Genomic DNA, 20,256 nt, shown 5'->3' on the forward strand with positions numbered 1-20,256 from the left:
CTGGATAGAATCGCTTGGTTGATCCCTTTTTTGAACCCATACAGAAAAACACCTCCAATTTGTCGTGGATAACTACATACGACGATGGCGGTGTTTTTTCCTTGTCTCATTTTATTGGGTCACTCTATGAAGTCTCAAGCGGTTTTTTATTTCTTCAACAATAAATACATAAAGTAAGGCGCTCCGATTAAAGCTACCATTATGCCAGCGGGCAATCCGCTTGGTTCCAGCAAATTCCGGCCGACGGTATCGGCGAACAAGAGGAGCCAACCGCCTATTAAGATAGCAAGCGGCAAAAACAACTGATTGCGCGGGCCGACCAGCGCTTTGGCAATATGCGGAGCCATCAAGCCGACAAAGGCAATGCCGCCCGTCACCGATACGGCGGAAGCAGCAAGAGCGACGGCTGTCACCAGCAGGACCGACCGTTCTTTTTCAATCGACACGCCGATGCCAATCGCAACGGGCTCACTCAAGGCGAGCATATTCAAACGATGCGCTTTGTATAACGTAAATGGGATCAACAAAACGAGCCAAGGCAAAATTGCCCAGATAAAGGGCCAGTCTGCACCCCAAATATTGCCCGCCAGCCAATTGGCGATAAAATCGACTTTCTCCTCTTCAGCAGAAGAAATCAGGACAATCATGATGCCTGACAATGCCATTGAAAATCCGATGCCGACCAATACAAGGCGAATTGGCTGAAGCCCTGTCTGGCGGTTATAGGAAAAGACATAAATGAACAGCGCCGTCAAAAGTGCACCGGCAAATGCCACAATAGGCAGCAAATAGACAAACGAGCCTGCTTGAACCGGCACGAAAAGAAAGAACACTGCGATGGCCACGCCAGCACCTGAATTGATGCCGATAATTCCCGGATCTGCCAGATCATTGCGTGTCACTCCTTGCAAAATCGCACCGGACAGCGCGAGAGCCATCCCCGCCAACAACGTAATGATAATCCGTGGAAGCCGGACTGAAAAGAGGACAAAATCTTCTTTAAAAGTTCCTTTGCCAAGAAAAGCCGGTATCAGCCGGTCGTATGAAAGGGAAGAATAGCCTAACCCGAGGCTCGTGATACCGGTAGCGGCAATCAAAGCAAGCAGCAAGAAAAACAGTATTTTTTGTTTTTTGAGCAAAGCAGGCTGGATCATGAGAAAGCCCTCCCTCCTTGCCGAACAATTAACAAGAAAAAGGGCAAGCCGAGCATAGCCACGATTGCGGCAACTGGTGTCTCAAAAGGAGCATTAATGGTTCTTCCGAGCAAATCGGCGACCAGCATGAAACTCGCTCCAGTGATTGCGGACATGGGGATGATCCGCCGATAGTCTGTCCCGACAATTGAACGGACTACATGCGGCACCATCAATCCAAGAAAAGCCATATTGCCGGCTAAGGCGACCGCAGCGCCGGCAAGGACTGTGATTGCCACAAACAGCAAGGCTTTGATTTGCGCTGTTTTTTGGCCAAGCCCGATTGCGGCCTCTTCGTTCAAGCTGAGAATGGTCAGCTGCCTTGATAATCCCAAAGCCACAATAAGGCCAAGCCCAATGAAAGGAACTACAATCTGGAGCTGACCCCAAGAGGTGCCAATCAACCCTCCGGCTGTCCACATCGAGACGCTTTTGGAAAGGTTGAAGTAGAGCCCGATTCCTTCTGCAAGAGCAGCTAGAAAAGCGGACACTGCCGCGCCTGCCAAAACGATGCGGAGCGGGGAGAAACCGCCGCGCTTCGCCGCCCCAAGCCCGAAAACCATGGCTGCGCCGAGCGCCGCCCCTAAAAAGCAGGCAATCATGATCCCGAAGTAATTGGCAGCGGGGATAAAAGCAAGTGTCAGCGCGAGTCCGGCATTAGCTCCGGCGGTCAGTCCGAGAAGGCCGGGATCTGCCAAGGGATTGCGTGTTAATCCCTGCATCATTGCTCCAGAAACCGCAAGTGCAGCGCCAACAACAATCGCCGCCACTTCACGGGGCAGACGGATTTCCCGGATGACAGCGATGCTGTCAGTTGAGAGCGTGGAAAACAAAGCCAGCCAGACATCTTTTAAACCAATGTCTGCAGCCCCCCAGGCGATAGAAGCCAAAAACACCAGGAAGAAGACCAGAATGCTTAATCCGAATTTAAGAAAGAATGGAGTTTTATTGAACATCAAGCATCATCATTTCTATCAGAGAATTAAAAGGGAATCCATCTAACAGCATTCCTCTTTGTGGGCTTACTTGTTTAAAAAATGATTGGTAAAAAATTCTAATTGGTATTCCAGTGAAATCGGATCGTTAAAATAAAATTCTTTTGCGTTCGCTTCAAACACATGGCCATTTTGGGCTGCTTCTGTATTTTTGTACAGGTCAGTTTCCTGGAACGAATTATCCTGTTCGCTGTCTTTGCTGAAAATCACGTAATCTCCCATATAATCGGGAAGAACTTCTTGAGACAAAGCATAATAGCCATCTTTCAAAGCCATTTCTTCAACTTTTTGCGGCATTTTCAATTTCATTTCCTGATAAAGGATTTCGGTTCCGCGTCCCCAGTTATCGCCAAAAACATAAATTTGCTTCTCGAAGTTCTCGATAACGGAAACGGTAGCTTCTTCCCCGATTTCAGCTCGAATTTCCTCTCCGGCTTCTTGTGCACGGCTTTGGAAATCTTCAATCCATGTTTGTGCTTCAGTTTCTTTGTTCAGCAGTTTGCCAATCTCTAAGTGTTGGGACAAGTAATCTAGTTTTCCATACGTAAACGTTACGGTAGGTGCAATTTCATTCAACTTGTCGATATTGTTGATGGTCGATCCGCCAATGATCAAATCCGGCTCTAATTCAATGATTTTTTCCAAGTCAGTGTCTGCTACTTCTTCGACATTTGCCAATTCTTCCTTGAAGCGCGGGTTGTTTTTTGCCCAAGAATCCACTCCGACTAATGGGACATCAAGTGCCAGTACATCTCCTGTATAACTGGATAACACAACAACGCGTTGTGGATCGGCTGGGACTTCGACAGGCCCGGTTTCAGATTCGTATGTGATAGTATCGGATTTGACTGCTGCATCTTCAGCTTCAGCCTCTGTTCCTGTTGAACTGCTGCAAGCCGTGAGCAATAAGATAACGAGTAATAGTAAAGGCAATATGTATTTTTTCATATGATTACGCTCCTTTGATTAAGTTATAAGTGATGCACATTGGTTTATTGGTTCTTGGGTCCAGTCCGATTTCCGCATCGATCCGGAACACTTTTTTTAGTACGGGCTGGGTAATGACTTCGTGGCATGTGCCGGATTTGACGATGGCTCCGTCTTTCATCGCGATAATGTGGTCCGCGAACCTTGCGGCTTGGTTCAAATCGTGGAGCACCATGATGATGGTCCGTTCTTGTTCTTTATTCAATTTTTGCAAGAGCTCCAATATTTCCAGTTGATGGGCCATATCCAAATAAGTGGTCGGTTCATCTAAAAAGATCATGTCGGTTTCCTGTGCCAATGCCATGGCGATCCAAACACGCTGTCGTTGCCCCCCAGATAAAGCGTCGACAGGATGGTACTTGAAAAATTGCGTACCTGTTACATCCAAAGCCCAGTTAATGATGTCGTGATCTTTTTTAGTAAGACGGCCAAACCCTTTCTGGTAGGGAAAACGTCCGTAAGAAACCAATTCACCGACTGTCAATCCGTTTGCGCTTTCCGGCGTTTGAGGAAGTATCGCCATCTTCTTTGCAAGTGATTTCGTACTTTCTTGAGCAATATTGCTGCCATCCAAGACAACGGATCCGGAATGCTGGGAGATGATGCGCGTAATCGCTTTTAAGAGTGTCGACTTCCCGCAGCCGTTTGAACCAATGATGGTTGTGATTTGCTTGTCCGGAATTTCGACGCTTAAATCTTTAACAATCAATCGTTCGCCATAGCCAACATTCAACTCTTCAGTAAAGAGGCGTACCATCAGCAAAACTCCTTTCTAAAATATTTATAAGATTAATTGATAATGATTATCATTTTCGTTACAATCAATACTATAAGTGATATTGAGAATCATTGTCAATAGATATTAAAAGGGGTGCTAAAAAATGACCAGACCAGAAGTGATGGATGTAACAATTATTGGCGGAGGGCCGGCAGGGCTTTATTCAGCTTTTTACAGCGGCTTGCGTGAGATGACAACCAAGCTGATCGAATACCAGCCGCAGCTTGGAGGAAAGCTACATGTATATCCCGAAAAAATGATTTGGGATGTGGGAGGCCAAACGCCGGCCCCAGGTGCTAAACTGATTGAGCAACTGGTGGAGCAGGGACTGACATTCAACCCAGAAGTAGTTCTCAATGAGAAAGTGGAAACGATCAGCCAAAATGAGGAAGGGCTGTTTGAACTTGCAGGTTCATCTGGCCGGATCCATGTATCAAAAACAGTCATTGTCGCTGTCGGCGGAGGAATTCTCAATCCGCAAAAGCTGGAAATTGAAGGGGCAGACCGCTTTGAAGTGGCCAATTTAAATTACACAGTTAAATCTTTGGGACGTTTTAAAGATAAGGCGGTTTTGATATCAGGGGGCGGGAATTCGGCGATTGACTGGGCAAACGAACTTGAACCGATTGCCAAACAAGTTTATATTACATACCGAAAAGGAGAGCTGGCGGGGCATGAAGCGCAAGTGAAACAGCTGATGAACAGCTCGGTACACTGTTTCTTGAATTCTACAATCACGAAGCTAGTCGCTTCCAATGAGCGTGATGCTATCGAATTTGTTGAACTGACACACGGAGAGAGTCATGAAACGACCCTTTTGCCAATCGATGAAGTGATCATTAACCATGGATATGAAAGGGATATTACTTTGTTGGAAGAAAGCAACCTGGCAATCGACATTGCAGACGGCTATTATATCGCCGGCAATGCTACTAGCGAATCATCGGTTCCCGGGCTTTTTGCGGCAGGGGATATCTTGCAGCATCCCGGAAAACTGAATTTGATAGCTGGCACATTCCAGGATGCGGCCAATGCGGTCAACAAAGCGAAGCAATTCATCCAGCCGGACGCTTATGGAGTCGCGATGGTGTCGTCACATAACGATATTTTCAAAAAGCGCAATCAGGAATTAGTAAAACAGCTGCTGCGCTAAGAATAAAAAGAAGGGCATCTTCGCTATGGAAGATGCCCTTTTGGTATCTATGAAACCGTGGCTGCTGCGCTTTTTGCAAGTTTTTTTCTGCCATGCAGGAAATAATACAAAGCGGAAGTCGCCAAAGCAAAAATGCTGAGGATGACATACATGGAACGGAAGCCGGTTACTGGGATAATGAATCCAAGTATGTAAGGACCAAAGCCGATTCCAATATCTAAAAAAATGAAAAAGGTCGATGTGGCAAGTCCCATTCGATGCGGCGGCGTCAGTTTAACGGCGATAGCCTGCGTACAGGATTGCATATTGCCAAACCCGAGACCGATGAGGGCGGCGGATAAGAGTAGCGTAGCGGAAGTGTTTGCTGCACTCAAAAGCAAGAGTCCGGCCGCCAAAAGCAAGAAAGCGGGATACATAACGAAATTGGCCCCTTTAGAATCCAGTAGGCGGCCGGTAATCGGGCGGGAAAGCAATACGGATATTGCATAGACAAGAAAGAAAAAGCTTGCTGCTTCAACCAAATTGATTTCACTGGCATAAAAGTTGATAAATGATAAGATACTTGAATAACAAAATGCGATTGCCAAAGTGATAATGGCGATTGGTACAGCTTTCGGCTCTATGAATTGGGACAGTTTGACGCCTTTTGCATCCTCGCTGGCTGCCGGCCGAATCAACAATGGCGCTTTAACAAAAAAAGCCACTGCTAAACTGAAAAGCCCTAAAATCAAACACAGAGCAAAAATCATTTGGAAACTGGAATTCTGGCTCATATAAATACCGATAAAAGGGCCAATAGCAGTCGATAATGTGGTACTCATGCTAAAATAGCCAATTCCTTCCCCTTTTCGCGAATCCGGTATAATCTGGGCTACAATCGTTCCACAGGCAGTGACCGCAATTCCTAAGGTGAACCCGTTAACAAAGCGGGTAATGAGTAGAAATAATAGACCGAAATCGACAAAATATAAAAGCGTTGTCAACGTAAATAAAATGAGTCCTGCCATCAATGTTCTTTTAGTGCCGATTCGATCAATTTCCCTTCCAATAATTATTCTTCCGATCAAGGTTCCAATGATGGAAATGCCAGCCGCCAAACCAGCTTGGCTCGTCGATGCATTATATTCATTGACGGCATAAATTCCAATGGTTACTATCAATAAATTAAAAATCAAGGTCAGGAAAAAGTTGACTCCGGAAACAACGATAAAATCTTTTGTCCATAATTTTGTATAGTTTTTATCCACCTTTGATTGTTCTCCTTTTTCAGTCTTATTATTTCGTATTACTAATAATTTTAGCTTACTGGCAGTATAAAAGAACAGTGTTTAAGAAGACGTTTGAAGAATAAGGGCGAAAGAAGTTTAGTAATAGAAAAGAATGGGAATTACCAAAAAGGATATGATACTTTGTACTTATTTTGTATAATGTAATAAGCAAATATAAAACTAAGAGGACAATCATGACATCACAAACTAGAAGCGCCGATTTTCTGTCTGTATGCACTGAAAAAGAAAAGTTATTCAATGACTATTTGCTGGAGGAAAACATTCGTAAAAGCAGACTCTTCACTAAAATTGTCATGCTATTTGAAGTTATTTTGATTTGTATAAACATCTTTTCGAGCTATGTGGCTAATCAAAATATCCTAGTTAATTTTTACTTGTTCATGTATGTTTTTTTATTGGGCATGAGCATGTGCATGTTGTTATACATATCCCGGTTTGAAAAAAAAGAAACGCCAACTGAAAGGCAAATACTAAACTTCCGCAGGGGATTATCAGGATTTGTGATTTTCTTTTTATCCTGGGGAGCAGCAGTGACTTTGGCTGACCAAAAAGAGTACGGGGATGTCATGGCTTTTGCAGTTAACTTTATGTGTGTATCAATCTTGTTTCATGCTTCAAACAAGAAGATTCTGCAGTTGTATGCGCTGCCTGTAGCGGTATTGGTTATCGGAATGCCATTTTTTCAATCGTCACAGTCTGTTTTAATGGGGCATTATATCAACCTTTCCGTTTTTTTATTTTTTTGCTGGTTGGCCTCGCGGCTGCTTTATCAAAGCAATAAGGAAAGTTTCTATAACAAGTTGCTTTTGACTGCGATGAATGCACATTTGGCAAAAACACTCGAAAAAAACGAAGAAATAAATCAAGAGCTGGAAGCGGCGAATGCGCGGCTAAAGAAATTGACATTAATGGATGAACTGACTAAAATTTCGAATCGCAGAGGGTTGGAGCAATACATCGAGAACGCTTTGCAAACGTTTAACGGCAGCCGGACTCTTTCTTTTCTTATGCTGGATATTGATGCTTTCAAGTTGTTTAATGACAATTACGGACATTTTGAAGGAGACAAAGTACTTCAACTAGTCGCTCAGCAGATAAACAGTTGCGTAGATTCCACAGATTGCCATGTTTCCCGCTTTGGAGGGGAAGAGTTCATCGTCGCTGTTTTTGATCGGAACCTACAAGAAGTGCTCGAGATTGCTGAATGCATCCAAACTTCTCTGGCGGAAATTGGCATCCCCCATGAATTTTCCCCTATCGCAGACCATATAACGGTCAGTATCGGCATAGCCACAGGGGAAGTGGAAAATGAAGCCCAAATCGAAGCAGTAAAAGAACACGCCGATTTTGCGCTTTACGAAGCAAAATCGCAAGGGAAAAACCGGATCAATGCGAGCAAAGAGATTCTTGCAGCTGAGCCCATGCATTAAAGAAAAAACAGGCGCTTCCTTCAAACTGGAAGCGCCTGTTGCCGTTTAAAAATCAAAGTTATCCGGATCGGCTCCACAGCGGCGGTTTTGGTTCAAATCGAAAATGCGCTGCACTTCTTCATCTGATAATTCAAAATCGAAAATATCAGCGTTTTCAATAATGCGATGTTCTTTAATCGATTTCGGTATGGTAATTACGCCATTTTGCAAGTCCCAGCGCAAAATTACTTGGGCAATCGATTTGTTATGAGTATCCGCAATTTCTTTCAGTACTGGCTGATCGAGCAGCTCTCCCGCCATAAGGGGTGACCATGCTTCCACTTGGATATTGTGTTCTTTGCAATAAGCATGGAGCTCAACCTGCGTTAAATACGGGTGGTACTCTATCTGGTTGACCATTGGAACAATTTCAGCATCTTGCAGGACGTCTTCAAGATGGTGAATTTGAAAATTGCTGACACCTATTGATTTGACACGCCCCTCTTTGTAAAGTGTTTCAAGAGCTCTCCAGCCTTCTTTGTATTTGCCCGGCTTCGGCCAGTGAATAAGGTATAAATCCAAATAATCCAAACCGAGGCGTTCCAAGCTGGCATCATAGGCCGCTAAGGCATCGTCATAAGCCAGTTCGGAATTCCAGACCTTCGATGTGATAAATAAGTCTTCTCTCGATAATCCGGTTTCTTCCAACCCTTCGCGAATTCCTTGTCCGACTCCGACTTCGTTGCCGTAAATTGCAGCTGTATCGATGCTGCGGTACCCATGTTTGATGGCCCACCGTACGGAATTTACCGCATCTGGGCCCTGTTCCACTCGAAATACGCCAAGACCGAACCAAGGCATTTCGACACCATTGTGCAACGTTGTTGTGTCTTGTAAACTTTTCACCATTTTTTGATAAGCCTCCTTGTGTTTGAAATAACATTGCAGCAGGCCATAAGATTATTGCACTCCTTTAAAGAAGCGCAATGATGCCTGCGGATTGGACAGTGAAATGAGTTTAAACGGCTTCACTTTTTTGCGTGTATATCTTGGAATTGTCCATTTTTTGATCTCGCTGTTCAAGCATCCGGCTTAGACCAGTCAACAGAACTGCGGCAAAGACCATAGACGCCCCAGCCCAGGCAGTATGGATAAGGCCGATTGAATCTGCGATGATCCCGCCTAAGTAAGTGCCAAGCGCAATGCCGGCATTGAATGCGGCGATGTTAATGGATGATGCTGCGTCTTCAGCACTCGGGACAAAGCGCTGCGCAAAAGTTACAACATAGACTTGCAGGCCTGGAACATTCATAAACGCGAATAGCCCCATTAAAATAATCGTCAGCAAGCCGGCTATCTTAAAGGGCGCTGTAAATGCCCTATACCAGCAAAATAAGGGTCACCGTTCCGGCTTTGAATCCTGTAACTTCTTGAAGCAGGTGCGACAGGTAAGTGAAAACTACGAATGTTCCTCCATACCCCAATCCTGTGATGATGAAAACCAGTAGAAGCCTGCTATTGGAAACAAGTTTTATGTGGTCATGAAATGTCGTGCGAACGGCTTTTTGCAAATCAGACGGCACAAGAAGCGCGTTTCCGATAAGTGAAAGGAAATCCCATGATAAATTTGAAGTGTTGGAAGACGGGATTTTGAACGACCATTTGAAATAAGTGCTAGAAGCTCTCCTGTGGTGGAGAGCTTTTATTTTGGTTAACGCTGATAGGAAGTCCAGTTCGGCATGTAAGACGGCGAAAAGTTTATGTAGGAAGTGAATTCATTCATAAAGAAATACGGATGCTTCATGAAGAAGGCTGAAAAGTCTATGTAGGAAAAAGTGGAAGTACCAGTGGTTAAGAATACTCGGATATTTACAGCAACAACTTACATTTACATGGAAGTTGAATTATACTTTAAAAAAAATGCTGAAGGGGGAAAAGCCAAGGTGGAAATTAAGATGACAAATTTCAGTTGGGTCGGCAGCGAGCAGGATTTTGTTGATCAACCCGATGTGAAGCAAGTGGGCAACATCACCGTAGGCCGATTTGGCGGCAATTCCCTTGCGGGGCAATACAAAAATGAGGATGCCTGTGCGGTCTGGACAAACGAAAAGGAAGACTGGGAATTTGTCTTGGTGCTGGATGCCCATAACACAGCTGAAAGTGCGGAACTCGTTGTAAAAGAATTCATGAAGAATAAAGAAGAGATCCAATTAAAGCTGGCGAAGCCTTTAACTGCCGTTTATTTTCAACATTTAGAAGACCAGGTTTTAATGGTTTTTCAAAATGAAGAATTCCGTAAGGCTTGCCGGGAGCTGCAAGGGGAAACGGCCTGCATAATCGTAGTGAGAAAAGGGAAATTCGTCTGGTGGCTGTCGATCGGCGACTGCGTTTTATACTTATTCCACCATGAACTCGCAGCAATGGGGCAATTTCAGCTGAACCAACGTCATTTTTATGAATGGGTTGGCCAAGTGAATACTTTTGATCGGCTCGTGCCTTGCTTCAGCAGCGGCACAAAAGAGCTGAGGGAAGGTGATAATCATTTGTTTGTGACGACAGACGGCTTGCTTGAATGCCCTGGGGAACCATATTCCAATCCAAGAAATTTAGCCGCTGCACTCACTGATGTTCCGCTCTGTGACGGTATTCACTCATTGCTGAAAACGATTCAAGAAAATGGCGTCAGAGACAGCTCGACCGTGGTGTCTTGGCATGTAGACGTGCGCGAAGCGGCAACGTATGCCAGTAATCAGTAAGAAGAGAGTGATGGACATGATGCAGATATGTGAAGCCGGTCATCCGGCCGATTTCCAATCGGAAATTGAAGAGGTGCTGTCTTTTGCTACATCGAAGGCAAGGGAAGAATACAGGAAATACTTGGAGACAAACAAGAGGAAACTTTACGTCTATAAAGTGAATGAAGCAGTTGGAGGCTGCATTGGCATAGAATTGATAGCGGATAATAACTGTGTGATCAAACACATTGCTGTATCCCTTGAAAATAGAGGCCAGCGAATCGGCAGCAAGATGATCGGACTCATTTGCGAAAAGTACAAATTTTCTTCCATTCTTGCTGAAACCGATCAAGACGCTGTGGATTTTTATCGGAGAATCGGCTTTGAAACAAAGAGTTTAGGAGAAAAATATCCAGGGCGTGAGCGGTTTTTATGCCAAAAAAACTTTTCGCAAGCATAGTGGAATCCCGGCATTGGTGGATGCCGGGATTTTTTATCGGTTTATCATATCGCTTGTTGTTAAGTGTTTAGTGCAATTATACAGTGTGCAGTCCCACTGGCTTTCCAAATTCTCTAAAATGGTGATGGAGGTGTTGTTCATGTGCGTGTCTTTGAAGCGCTCAGGAAGCAAGCTTTTTAACGTGACGCCAATCAAACCGCCGTGGGTTACCAACAGCACCCTTTTGCCGTTATGGTTTTTAAGGATATCTTCTAAAAATTCGACAGACCGTTTGGCCGCTAGTTCAACGCTTTCCATGCCCAGATCCAGCGACCGCCAGTTCTCTCCCCATTTCTGGATGCGCTCGTCTTCTGTAGTTCCTTCGATTTGGCCGCCGTTAATTTCACGGATTCGTGGGTCGGTGAAGCTTATAGGCAGCTCGAGGCGATCCGCAATAATCTGGGCTGTTTCTTTCGCACGCAAAAGGTCGCTCGAAACAATCATATCCCATGTTTCAGATGACAGCCTTTCCGCCAGTGCAACGGCTTGCTGCCGGCCTGTTTCGTTCAATGGAATATCGGAACTGCCTTGGGCGATGCCAAGCAAATTCCACTCGGTGATGCCGTGGCGCACTAACCCTATTGTAGTCATAGATTCATCTCCTTTGTCTTTTACCATTGTAAATAATAGCGGACAAAATAGAAATGTCTTTAGAAGGGATTTGCCTTCTTTTTATGGAATTTATTAGTAGAACTACTGAGGAGGGAATGGGAAATGACAACGATAAGAGAAACTGATGGGCACTTGCCCATTCTAGAAACAGAACGTCTTATGCTCCGCAAGCTGGCCTTAGAAGACATGGAAGATATGTTTGAATATGCTTCTGAACCAATAGTGTCCCGCTATGTTCCGTGGGAAGTGCACAAGTCGCCGGAAGATACAAAAGCATTCCTGGCCTTCATGATGGAGTCCTACGAACAAAAGAAAAAGCTGACATGGGCGATAGAACTGAAAAGTGATAAAAAGATGATCGGCACTATCGATTTCATCAATTGGATGCCGAAACGGCATAAAGCGGAACTTGCCTATATCCTATCGCATAATTATTGGGGAAAGGGTTTTATGGCGGAAGCGGCCGGTGCGCTATTAGCTTATGGTTTTGGGGAAATGGAGCTGAACAAAGTGGAAGCACCGATCGGGCTGGAAAATCTGCAATCTCAGCGGGTAGTTGAAAAACTTGGTATGAAGCGTGAAGGAATTGCGCGGCAACATATAATCATCAAGGGGCGGTTTGTCGATCTGGCGATGTATTCCCTCCTAAAAAGCGAATACCTTGACGAAAAGTAAGAGAACGTCAGCGCGGATTTCAGCGCTGGCGTTCTTTTATGTTTCTGGTTGATTTATTGCCTATAAGCACGGTGTCTTCTGTTTCAGACAACCGGTAATGCCCTTTGCCGTTTTCTTTTACTTGGTACATGGCTACATCGGCTTTTTTAAGCAAAGCGGCTGGCGTCGTGCCGTTTAACGGATACAGAGCAATGCCGATACTTGGAGAGCTGGAAATTTCTTCTCCATCTATAACATAAGGCTGTGACAAAGAACGGATAATTTTTTCCGCGATGAAAGCGGCGTCTTGGGGACTGAAGACATCGCGTATTAAAAATGTGAACTCGTCTCCTCCTAAACGTGCAACTAAATCATTTTTACGGATGCATTCTTTTAACCGGTTTGCGATTAAAACCAATAACTGGTCTCCGGCATCATGCCCCATAGTATCATTCACTTTTTTGAAATTATCGAGATCTAAAAACATGACTGCAAAAAATTGGTTGTGCAGTTGGGCGTTAGAAACTGCCTGATTCAGCGTCGCTTCAAACAGGGCCCTATTTGCTAATCCTGTCAGGGAATCGTGATAGGCAAGAAATTGGATTTTTGTAGGAGATTCATGGAATTCAGGCAACGCCGCCGATGTGTCTTCTGCATTCTTTGCATAGACTTCGGAGAAGCGAGCAGATGATTCTTCGCGGTTTCCATCAGTTTCCAAAGCTTCTTTTTTATCAAGCACTTGGTGAAGAAGCTTTTGATTTTCTGTTAATACAAAAATTTGTCTTATAATGACCAGCAAAATAGAAATGGCAGAACCAATTGTAACGACGTCAATGCCGGTAGAGCGCAAAACCATGAAAACAAACAAAACCGTGACATTAAGATATGGAAAAGCGATGCGCAAAATATTCAATAGCTGGTTTGAGCTTTGTGGAAGTGGTGGTTCTTGTTCTTTCACCTTTGCTTCTTTATCGATCAGTCCAGTAAAACCAATCAGCAAAACCGCTAATGTAAACAATGGATCGATAAAGCTTCCGGAAAGGTAGCTATCAGATGAAACCAAATACAAGTAAGAGGAATCTGCAGTAACTTGAGTCAGCAGGCCGAAAAATAAAACGATTATTGTTTTGCTGTAGAGAAACTGGCTCATTAAGAAGAGAGTGCCAAACAGCAAAGCCAAATCTCCAACAGGATAAGCTAAAGACACCACTAACGAAAAAGCGGAAACTTGGCTTATTGCAATGATTGGCTGAAGGAGAAAATGCCAACTAAATGTTGAAGCTACTGTCATAATGATTAAAATGTCAAAAATGAACGTTATAAAATGATATTGTTTTTTTTCCTTGGTTACTTTGTAAACAAAGGCAGCTAGATAGAAGACAACTTGCAAAAGATAAAATAAATCGGGAAGCCCAGGATAAGGAACTTCTAGTTTCAATAGATTTTCATAGGTTAGCCAAAAAAATTCAGCGAGAAAATTACTATAGGCGCCTGCTGCCAATAACAGCCAAAAAGGCTTATCACTTTGCATGCTTTTTTGAGCGGAAAACAGCAGCCAAGTTGTCGCAACGGCCCCTGCTCCTACAGAAAGAATATTTCCGCCCAGCGTTAAAATGCCCTCATTGGATTTCCAGTTCAGCAGCCAGCCAAAGTAGAAAGTAGTATAAAATAATATGAAAATAAGCCAAAAAGCCGTTTTTCTTTGTATATTCATTTTCACAGCACCTTACGCCAAAGGCCGTTTTTTTAGTTCTTTATACTTAATTATTTAAAAATAGTTTTAATTTTCAGGGTATAATTATCTATATTAATCATACTAAACTTTACATTTAATTGGTATAGTTTTCAAAAAATAATTGACGCATTTTCCTATTTAAGGAAATTTTATTGATAAGTTATATGTGCTTAATGGTTTTAAAGGGAAGGCAGTTCGTACTGTCTGCACAAAGCATAAAAAGACCGGAATTCACGATTAGAAGCGACTATGATGAAAGACAAGGAGGGATAGCTGTGGGATGGGCAGAATCATTGCAGCAAGCAATCGACTTTATGGAAGAAAACTTATTGCAGGAAGTAACAATTGAAGACATTGCAAAGCAAGCAAATTCTTCGGTATTTCATTTTCAACGGACATTTTCAATTTTGACGGATATGGCGGTCGGAGAGTATCTCCGCAAAAGGAGGCTGACGTTGGCGGCATACGAATTGGTAAGCACCAGCACTAAAATTATTGATCTTGCCTATAAATATGGCTATGACACTCCTGAAGCTTTCACTAAAGCATTTCGCAGGCAGCATGGGGTTACACCGAGCGAGGCACGGAAAAATGTGGGCAAATTGCAATCCTATAACCGCCTGGTCCTCCAGGTCAATTTGAAGGGAGCAGAACCGATGAATTACAAAATTGTTGAAAAAGAAGCGTTTCAAGTGGTAGGGATTAAACGCGAGTTTTCCATGGATACCGAAGAAAATATGACGGGCATACCACGTATGTGGACGGAAGCCAACACGGATGGAACGAGCGATTTGCTGCTTCAGCACAACAACGGAAATTTGAAAGCCTTATTGGGCGTCTGCGCCAACTTTGGAGACAAAAGAACAATGGATTACTGGATTGCCGCAGCTCGCGAAGGAGAGATCCCAGTAGGACTGCACCAGCTTGATATTCCCGCCTCAAAATGGGGAGTATTTGAAGTCCACGGAGCAATGCCGCATGCCATGCAGAAAGTATGGAAACAAATTTACTCGGAATGGTTTCCTTCCAATCCGTACGAGGCAGCAGGAACGGCTGAACTGGAAGTATATCCGCCTGGAGACGCTTATAGTACGAATTATTATTCAGAAATTTGGATTCCCCTAAAAAGACACTGAAATAAATGAAAAAAGAGTGCATTCTTCGAAATGAAGAAGAACGCACTCTTTTTTCTGCAGCAGAATAACTGATAATATCTATAATATTCCAAATCCTTCTGCTACGATAAGGGGAGATGAAAAAATATTCGTACAAAAGGGGTGCTGGGATGAAGTACGATGCAATCGTGATAGGGGCAGGATTGGCAGGGCTAGTGGCGGCTGCGGAAATAGCGGACTCCGGCAAGAAAGTGCTGCTTTTGGATCAAGAGCCTGAGGCTTCATTTGGCGGGCAGGCCTGGTGGTCATTCGGTGGCTTGTTTTTGATCGATTCGCCGGAACAGCGCCGTATGGGAATCAAAGATTCAAAAGAGCTTGCTTGGCAGGACTGGCTCGGGGCAGCCGGTTTTGATAAAGAAACGGATGAAGATTATTGGGGGAAGAAATGGGCAGAAGCCTATGTGGATTTCGCGGCAGGAGAAAAACGCGCCTGGCTTTCGTCTCTGGGAGTGAAATTTTTTCCGGTGGTCGGCTGGGCGGAACGGGGAGGCTATTTGGCGGAAGGGCATGGCAATTCGGTTCCGCGCTTTCATATTGTCTGGGGAACAGGTCCGGGCATTGTTGCGCCGTTTGAGCGACGTGTTCGTGAGCATATGAAAAACGGGCTGGTCGACTTCCGTCCACGCCATCAAGTGGATGGCCTTGAAGAAAATAACTCTGCCGTTACAGGAGTGATAGGTTCGGTATTGGAACCGAGCAACGCAGCGCGTGGAGAAGCAAGTTCCCGTAAAGTGGTTGGACAGTTTAGGTTTGAAGCAAAAGCGGTTGTGGTGACAAGCGGCGGCATCGGCGGCAACCATGACCTGATCCGAAAAAATTGGCCAAGCCGATTAGGTGAAGCTCCTGAAGCTATGCTGTCAGGCGTGCCGGCGCATGTGGACGGACGAATGCTTGAGATAAGCGAAAAAGCAGGGGGACGCATTGTCAACCGGGACCGTATGTGGCATTACACTGAAGGCATTAAAAACTGGAATCCGGTATGGAGCCGGCATGGCATCCGTATCCTTCCTGGACCGTCATCCCTTTGGCTGGATGCCAAAGGCCGGCGCTTTCCGGCGCCAAATTTCCCTGGATTCGACACCTTGGGTACGCTGGAAACTATTCAAAAGACTGGCTATAGTTATTCGTGGTTTATTTTGACACAAAAAATAATCGAAAAAGAATTTGCATTATCGGGTTCTGAGCAGAATCCGGATTTGACGGGCAAAAGCATCCCACAGGTGTTGGGGCGGGTCCGGGCTGGTGCGACGGCTCCAGTCCAGGCGTTCATGGACAAAGGCGAAGATTTTGTTATTGCAAAGACACTCGAAGAACTGGTCGATGGAATGAACAAATTGACTGGTGAGAACTTGTTGGATTTTACCGAGATTGAACGGCAGATCAAAGCGCGGGACCGCCAGCTCGACAACCCGTTCACCAAAGATTTACAGATTACAGCGCTCAGAGGAGCGCGCAATTACAGGGGCGACCGTCTGATCCGCGTGGCGCCGCCCCATAAACTGCTTGATCCGAAAAAAAGGCCGCTCATCGCGGTCCGTTTGAATATCGTTAGCCGAAAAACGCTGGGCGGTTTACAGACCGATTTATCGGCCCGTGTCTTAAATGAAGCGGGAGAACCGATCCAAGGGCTTTATGCAGCAGGGGAAGTGGCCGGATTTGGCGGAGGAGGAGTCCATGGCTACCGTTCACTCGAAGGGACGTTTCTTGGCGGGTGCCTGTTTTCAGGAAGAGTTGCAGGGCGTGCTGTAGCGGAAGGGGAAGCGGAATAGTTATGATGCAATAAGCGGTGGAAACAGGGGGATGAAATTCAAATCATAAGAAACCAGTTAACCTGCTGCTTATACATAGGAAAAGTGAAGAAACTAATGCCGAGGCAAATGGCTGGGCACTTAACTGGATAAGGATTGGTGGTGTAGGTATTGGAGTTGTTTCCAGATGACTTATTATGGAGAATCATTGCTTATTTGACGATGGTCGGGATCATTGTTTTCCTGGTAAATTCTCTTTTGCGAAAATTGTTGAACGTTAAAAGGAAGCAAGTTTTTTCATATAACTATGTTAACGATTTTCACAAAAAGGGCGATCGGCTTATTCGTGTACTTTCAGTACTAGCGATTTTTCTTCTGCTTATTTTTAATATGGATCCCATTTTTCTATCGCTGATCATGGTATCGCTGGTTTCTGGAATATTACAAGATGGCTTAAGGGCAGTTTTAGAAAAGAGGTATGCTGAAAACCAGAATGATTACCTGTTTACTTTAGCTCAATTGCCGTCTTCGTTGATTATTGTTTTTGGATTAGCCTGGCTGATGTTTCCTTTTCTCATAGCTGATTTATTGAATATCATTAAATGAAGGAGGACGGATAATGGAGGTATTTCTTGAACTGCTTTTTGTTTATTTGCCGCTTATTCTAGGTGCGTTCGTCTTACGCGGGCTCCGCATCATTCAACTCAATTCTGCAAAGCAAGTCGAGCAAAACAAAGAAATTATTGCATTGTTAAAATCAGGTGCTGCTATAAAAGAGGAAGCATAGGATCACTAATGTAACGATTAAATTGACCGAAACAAGCAGAAAGGAAGATTCAGCATGGAGACTAAACACACGGACTTAACAATCCGGCCATACGAAGATAAGGATTTTCCGGAAATCGACTTCTTAAATCAAGCAGAAATTTGGATCAATCTAGTTGAAAAGCAGGAAGACACAAGGCGAGCGTGGCGCAATTCACAAGCCGCGTTCGTAGCAGAAACGGATGGAAAACTTGTTGGATGCTTACGGGGATTGACCGATGGTTCGGTCACCTTGTATATTTGCGAATTGCTGATACGCCAAGAATACCGGGGACAAGGCATCGGGAAGGCTTTGATGGAACATGTCCACCAGCTTTACCCGAAAACACGGATGGAGCTGCTTGCCAGCAGTACCTCCCACACTTATTATGAATCGCAGAGCTTCCGGCCGTTCTATGGATTCCGCAAGACAATTTTAGAATAAAAAGAACCGCCCATTTTTAAATGGAGCGGTTTTTTAGAGTTACAATTTTACGACTTTCGACCGGCCTTTAAACCATAAATAGAATTGTTGGCCAGCGGCATTTGGAACGTCTTGCAGCACGGATATATGCAAGGGCTTTCCGCGATTATGGAAATGCAGGCTGGCAACCCCGAATTTTCGCTGCAGCCATCCTTGGGTAACTTCGATTTCCTGGATTTTCACCCGTTTTGTGATGAACGTCTCTACTACAAATGCACCTTTTCGGATTTGTACGAACCGTTCATTGAATGCGTACTGGGTAAAGCGGAAATCGGCAATTCGCAGCGCGATGAGAAAAACAAGCAAAACAGCGGAAAGCCAAGCCCACTCCATTTTAAAGTAAAGAAGTGCTGCGGTGGCAATGATCCAGAAATAGTAAGGCCGAAGGAGCCTAAGCCATAAGGTGTTTTTAGGCAAGGGCTTCATTTCATCTGAAAATTCATAGCTCGGCAGTAATTGCTTCACCAACTGATGGGCGTCTTTTATCGGCAGAAAAGGAAACAAGGAATTGGTTTCAACTGCTTCATCGCCGACATTTCCAGCACTCAGTAATTTTACTTCAACCATTCCAAGCATTCGCTTAAGAAAAGGCTGTTCCAATTTGATTGCCTGAACTTTGTCTTTTTGAATGGAAAAAATGGATTCTGTAAAAACCCCTTTTTTAATGTAAATCCGGTCCTCATCCGCAGAAATCTCGAATTTTCCGTATTTCGAATAAGTAGTGATAAATCCAATCATTGCCGAAAGCAGGAGCGCTGCCAAAAGAATTGGTAAAAGCAGCCAAAGATGGCCCGTTAAATAGTGAAAAACGGATCTAGAGGCATTATCCAAGTTAAAAAAGTCATCTATCTGGAAGTATAGAGAAAAGAGAATAGGGAAAATGGCTAACACACTAAACGATGTAAACGCCGCTTTGATCAAGTCTTTTTTACTTGGAGTAAAATAAATCTGGCGCTTGGGAACAGTTATGGAAGGTAATTCAACCGCTTCTTCTCGATCCGGCTGAAGTTCCTCCGGCAGTTTGGCTTTTTCGACAATTCCTTTGATGCGGTCGGCTTCCTGATAGGCCAAAACCGGAAACCTAACCGAAGCTTCATCTCCGCTCGTGCCGGTTTCTAATGTGAGTGATGTCAGTTTAAGCAAGCGATGCAGGAAGTTGGTCGTTTGCTGGACGTTTTGAATGCGTTTAAACCCGATGGTGCGTTGTTTTTTTACGAAAATGCCATTATAAAGAACAATCGCTTCATTTGAAAGTTCATAGCGGTTGAACATCCAGTTTAGCAGGATTTTTAGCGTGGCCATGACTAAAAACGCCAAGAAGGCAGCCTTAGCGATTTGCCAAAAACCTGTATCTTGGCTGGACCTCAAAACGAATAAGTACAAAATGATAAAGAAGCTGCCTTTCAGCAGCGAATAGAGTTGAAAGAGGACGGAAGATGGATGGTATCGTTGTTTTTCAGTTGTCATCAGCTGCCGCATCCATTTCTTCATCACTGTCTTTAAGTTTCGCAAGAAAACCGATTTTTGCACGAAGCGCAATCGCTTCTTCTCTCGGAATTGCCGGGATTTTATGTGAAGAAGTCACCGTGCCAATCGTCAAATCGTAAAGGTCGTATTTTCTTAAAAATGGGCCTTGGTTTGTTGAGACATATTCCACTTTGGCCATTGGGATCAGTTTGTGGTGCTTTTCGAAACGCCCATACTTTAATTGGATATAATCTTCATCAATCTCATAGCGCCAAGTTCTTTGTGTGATTGCCGGCTCAAACCAAACTGAATATACAGTGGCGAAGATGCTCAAGCTAAGCAGTCCCCAGAAAATCCAGACAATCCACTCTTTCCAATCGAAATAGTAACCTGAAAAAAGAAGTCCTCCGATTACCAATAGAACGATGCCTTCAATGATGGCGTTTGTCATTCGCCAAATCCGGATGGCATCTGGAGAAATTTTTTTGGTTGGTTCTTCAATATTTATGTACATGTGATTCACCTCCCTTTTTTATACG

At 44.2% G+C, this 20,256-nt stretch carries 20 protein-coding genes and 1 pseudogene; 10 read left to right on the forward strand and 11 right to left on the reverse strand.

The features are described from left to right. Positions 1-146: 146 nt before the first annotated feature. The 4 genes from FQV28_RS02635 to FQV28_RS02650 all read right to left on the reverse strand — a co-directional run bounded on the left by FQV28_RS02635 (position 147) and on the right by FQV28_RS02650 (position 3,932). Positions 147-1,154, reverse strand: coding sequence for a FecCD family ABC transporter permease (locus FQV28_RS02635; protein WP_146494057.1), 1,008 nt, complete (start codon positions 1,152-1,154; stop codon positions 147-149). Then, on the reverse strand, positions 1,151-2,149 hold the full coding sequence (locus tag FQV28_RS02640) for a FecCD family ABC transporter permease (RefSeq protein WP_146494058.1): 999 nt from the start codon (positions 2,147-2,149) through the stop codon (positions 1,151-1,153). The genes FQV28_RS02635 and FQV28_RS02640 overlap by 4 nt, the downstream gene beginning before the upstream one ends. 66 nt (positions 2,150-2,215) lie before the next feature. Then, positions 2,216-3,136: an iron-hydroxamate ABC transporter substrate-binding protein gene (locus tag FQV28_RS02645; protein WP_146494059.1), complete on the reverse strand. Its 921-nt coding sequence runs from the start codon at positions 3,134-3,136 to the stop codon at positions 2,216-2,218. Positions 3,137-3,140: 4 nt separating this feature from the next. Then, entirely contained in the window at positions 3,141-3,932 is a 792-nt protein-coding gene (locus FQV28_RS02650; protein WP_146494060.1) for an ABC transporter ATP-binding protein, read from the reverse strand. A 124-nt stretch (positions 3,933-4,056) separates the two neighbouring features. On the opposite strand from FQV28_RS02650, the gene FQV28_RS02655 reads away from it, so the two are divergent. Then, on the forward strand, positions 4,057-5,106 hold the full coding sequence (locus FQV28_RS02655; protein WP_146494061.1) for an NAD(P)/FAD-dependent oxidoreductase: 1,050 nt from the start codon (positions 4,057-4,059) through the stop codon (positions 5,104-5,106). Positions 5,107-5,153: 47 nt separating this feature from the next. Here FQV28_RS02655 and FQV28_RS02660 read toward each other — a convergent pair whose 3' ends face one another. Continuing rightward, positions 5,154-6,353 carry an MFS transporter gene (locus FQV28_RS02660; protein ID WP_370455105.1) on the reverse strand — a complete coding sequence of 400 codons (1,200 nt, stop codon included), beginning with the start codon at positions 6,351-6,353 and terminating at the stop codon, positions 5,154-5,156. Positions 6,354-6,568: 215 nt separating this feature from the next. On the opposite strand from FQV28_RS02660, the gene FQV28_RS02665 reads away from it, so the two are divergent. Further along, positions 6,569-7,825 carry a diguanylate cyclase gene (locus FQV28_RS02665; RefSeq protein WP_146494063.1) on the forward strand — a complete coding sequence of 419 codons (1,257 nt, stop codon included), beginning with the start codon at positions 6,569-6,571 and terminating at the stop codon, positions 7,823-7,825. 45 nt (positions 7,826-7,870) lie between these two features. Here the strand turns inward: FQV28_RS02665 and FQV28_RS02670 are convergent, their stop codons facing one another. Further along, on the reverse strand, positions 7,871-8,713 hold the full coding sequence (locus tag FQV28_RS02670) for an aldo/keto reductase (RefSeq protein ID WP_146494064.1): 843 nt from the start codon (positions 8,711-8,713) through the stop codon (positions 7,871-7,873). Positions 8,714-8,822: 109 nt separating this feature from the next. Further along, positions 8,823-9,414, reverse strand: a pseudogene (locus tag FQV28_RS02675) (MFS transporter); the annotation flags it as partial. 345 nt (positions 9,415-9,759) lie between these two features. Between FQV28_RS02675 and FQV28_RS02680 the strand changes: the two are divergent. Together FQV28_RS02680 and FQV28_RS02685 are read left to right on the forward strand one after the other, a co-directional pair. Beyond that, a complete protein-coding gene (locus FQV28_RS02680; RefSeq protein ID WP_146494065.1) occupies positions 9,760-10,560 on the forward strand; it encodes a protein phosphatase 2C domain-containing protein in 801 nt (266 codons plus the stop codon). Positions 10,561-10,576: 16 nt separating this feature from the next. Then, positions 10,577-10,999, forward strand: a complete 423-nt coding sequence (locus tag FQV28_RS02685; RefSeq protein WP_255472771.1) for a GNAT family N-acetyltransferase — start codon at positions 10,577-10,579, stop codon at positions 10,997-10,999. Positions 11,000-11,032: 33 nt separating this feature from the next. Here FQV28_RS02685 and FQV28_RS02690 read toward each other — a convergent pair whose 3' ends face one another. Continuing rightward, positions 11,033-11,629 carry a histidine phosphatase family protein gene (locus tag FQV28_RS02690; protein WP_146494066.1) on the reverse strand — a complete coding sequence of 199 codons (597 nt, stop codon included), beginning with the start codon at positions 11,627-11,629 and terminating at the stop codon, positions 11,033-11,035. A gap of 123 nt (positions 11,630-11,752) precedes the next feature. Between FQV28_RS02690 and FQV28_RS02695 the strand changes: the two genes are divergently transcribed. Beyond that, on the forward strand, positions 11,753-12,325 hold the full coding sequence (locus tag FQV28_RS02695) for a GNAT family N-acetyltransferase (RefSeq protein WP_146494067.1): 573 nt from the start codon (positions 11,753-11,755) through the stop codon (positions 12,323-12,325). Between the two features lie 19 nt (positions 12,326-12,344). Here the strand turns inward: FQV28_RS02695 and FQV28_RS02700 are convergent, their stop codons facing one another. After that, the gene (locus FQV28_RS02700) at positions 12,345-14,018 is read right to left on the reverse strand and encodes a diguanylate cyclase domain-containing protein (RefSeq protein ID WP_146494068.1); all 1,674 of its coding nucleotides are present in this window, start codon (positions 14,016-14,018) and stop codon (positions 12,345-12,347) included. A gap of 296 nt (positions 14,019-14,314) precedes the next feature. Between FQV28_RS02700 and FQV28_RS02705 the strand changes: the two genes are divergently transcribed. The 5 genes from FQV28_RS02705 to FQV28_RS02720 all read left to right on the forward strand — a co-directional run bounded on the left by FQV28_RS02705 (position 14,315) and on the right by FQV28_RS02720 (position 18,211). Further along, positions 14,315-15,175 carry an AraC family transcriptional regulator gene (locus FQV28_RS02705; protein WP_146494069.1) on the forward strand — a complete coding sequence of 287 codons (861 nt, stop codon included), beginning with the start codon at positions 14,315-14,317 and terminating at the stop codon, positions 15,173-15,175. Between the two features lie 149 nt (positions 15,176-15,324). After that, positions 15,325-16,983 (forward strand): FAD-binding dehydrogenase, encoded by a 1,659-nt coding sequence (locus FQV28_RS02710; RefSeq protein WP_146494070.1) that lies wholly within the window; start codon positions 15,325-15,327, stop codon positions 16,981-16,983. Between the two features lie 150 nt (positions 16,984-17,133). Continuing rightward, positions 17,134-17,568: a DUF4181 domain-containing protein gene (locus FQV28_RS02715; protein ID WP_146494071.1), complete on the forward strand. Its 435-nt coding sequence runs from the start codon at positions 17,134-17,136 to the stop codon at positions 17,566-17,568. 13 nt (positions 17,569-17,581) lie between these two features. Next, positions 17,582-17,749 carry a hypothetical protein gene (locus FQV28_RS19110; protein ID WP_186763765.1) on the forward strand — a complete coding sequence of 56 codons (168 nt, stop codon included), beginning with the start codon at positions 17,582-17,584 and terminating at the stop codon, positions 17,747-17,749. A 54-nt stretch (positions 17,750-17,803) separates the two neighbouring features. After that, positions 17,804-18,211 (forward strand): GNAT family N-acetyltransferase, encoded by a 408-nt coding sequence (locus tag FQV28_RS02720; RefSeq protein WP_146494072.1) that lies wholly within the window; start codon positions 17,804-17,806, stop codon positions 18,209-18,211. A gap of 39 nt (positions 18,212-18,250) precedes the next feature. Here the strand turns inward: FQV28_RS02720 and FQV28_RS02725 are convergent, their stop codons facing one another. Together FQV28_RS02725 and FQV28_RS02730 are read right to left on the reverse strand one after the other, a co-directional pair. Beyond that, the gene (locus FQV28_RS02725; RefSeq protein WP_186763766.1) at positions 18,251-19,717 is read right to left on the reverse strand and encodes a PH domain-containing protein; all 1,467 of its coding nucleotides are present in this window, start codon (positions 19,715-19,717) and stop codon (positions 18,251-18,253) included. Further along, entirely contained in the window at positions 19,707-20,231 is a 525-nt protein-coding gene (locus FQV28_RS02730) for a PH domain-containing protein (protein ID WP_146494074.1), read from the reverse strand. Before FQV28_RS02730 ends, FQV28_RS02725 begins: the two co-directional genes overlap by 11 nt. Between the last annotated feature and the right edge of the window lie 25 nt (positions 20,232-20,256).

The sequence above is a fragment of the Planomicrobium sp. CPCC 101079 genome, from assembly GCF_007859275.1.
Classification (GTDB): Bacteria; Bacillota; Bacilli; order Bacillales_A; family Planococcaceae; genus Planococcus.

What these genes read in the sequence shown, in the direction of transcription:
- FQV28_RS02680 (WP_146494065.1), top strand. Translation starts at nt 9,760, where the DNA reads ATGACAAATTTCAGTTGGGTCGGCAGCGAGCAGGATTTTGTTGATCAA.
- FQV28_RS02690 (WP_146494066.1), bottom strand. Translation starts at nt 11,629, where the DNA reads ATGACTACAATAGGGTTAGTGCGCCACGGCATCACCGAGTGGAATTTG.
- FQV28_RS02695 (WP_146494067.1), top strand. Translation starts at nt 11,753, where the DNA reads ATGACAACGATAAGAGAAACTGATGGGCACTTGCCCATTCTAGAAACA.
- FQV28_RS02685 (WP_255472771.1), top strand. Translation starts at nt 10,577, where the DNA reads ATGATGCAGATATGTGAAGCCGGTCATCCGGCCGATTTCCAATCGGAA.
- FQV28_RS02670 (WP_146494064.1), bottom strand. Translation starts at nt 8,713, where the DNA reads ATGGTGAAAAGTTTACAAGACACAACAACGTTGCACAATGGTGTCGAA.
- FQV28_RS02700 (WP_146494068.1), bottom strand. Translation starts at nt 14,018, where the DNA reads ATGAATATACAAAGAAAAACGGCTTTTTGGCTTATTTTCATATTATTT.
- FQV28_RS02730 (WP_146494074.1), bottom strand. Translation starts at nt 20,231, where the DNA reads ATGTACATAAATATTGAAGAACCAACCAAAAAAATTTCTCCAGATGCC.
- FQV28_RS02665 (WP_146494063.1), top strand. Translation starts at nt 6,569, where the DNA reads ATGACATCACAAACTAGAAGCGCCGATTTTCTGTCTGTATGCACTGAA.
- FQV28_RS02710 (WP_146494070.1), top strand. Translation starts at nt 15,325, where the DNA reads ATGAAGTACGATGCAATCGTGATAGGGGCAGGATTGGCAGGGCTAGTG.
- FQV28_RS02635 (WP_146494057.1), bottom strand. Translation starts at nt 1,154, where the DNA reads ATGATCCAGCCTGCTTTGCTCAAAAAACAAAAAATACTGTTTTTCTTG.
- FQV28_RS02655 (WP_146494061.1), top strand. Translation starts at nt 4,057, where the DNA reads ATGACCAGACCAGAAGTGATGGATGTAACAATTATTGGCGGAGGGCCG.
- FQV28_RS02640 (WP_146494058.1), bottom strand. Translation starts at nt 2,149, where the DNA reads ATGTTCAATAAAACTCCATTCTTTCTTAAATTCGGATTAAGCATTCTG.
- FQV28_RS02725 (WP_186763766.1), bottom strand. Translation starts at nt 19,717, where the DNA reads ATGACAACTGAAAAACAACGATACCATCCATCTTCCGTCCTCTTTCAA.
- FQV28_RS02645 (WP_146494059.1), bottom strand. Translation starts at nt 3,136, where the DNA reads ATGAAAAAATACATATTGCCTTTACTATTACTCGTTATCTTATTGCTC.
- FQV28_RS19110 (WP_186763765.1), top strand. Translation starts at nt 17,582, where the DNA reads ATGGAGGTATTTCTTGAACTGCTTTTTGTTTATTTGCCGCTTATTCTA.
- FQV28_RS02650 (WP_146494060.1), bottom strand. Translation starts at nt 3,932, where the DNA reads ATGGTACGCCTCTTTACTGAAGAGTTGAATGTTGGCTATGGCGAACGA.
- FQV28_RS02720 (WP_146494072.1), top strand. Translation starts at nt 17,804, where the DNA reads ATGGAGACTAAACACACGGACTTAACAATCCGGCCATACGAAGATAAG.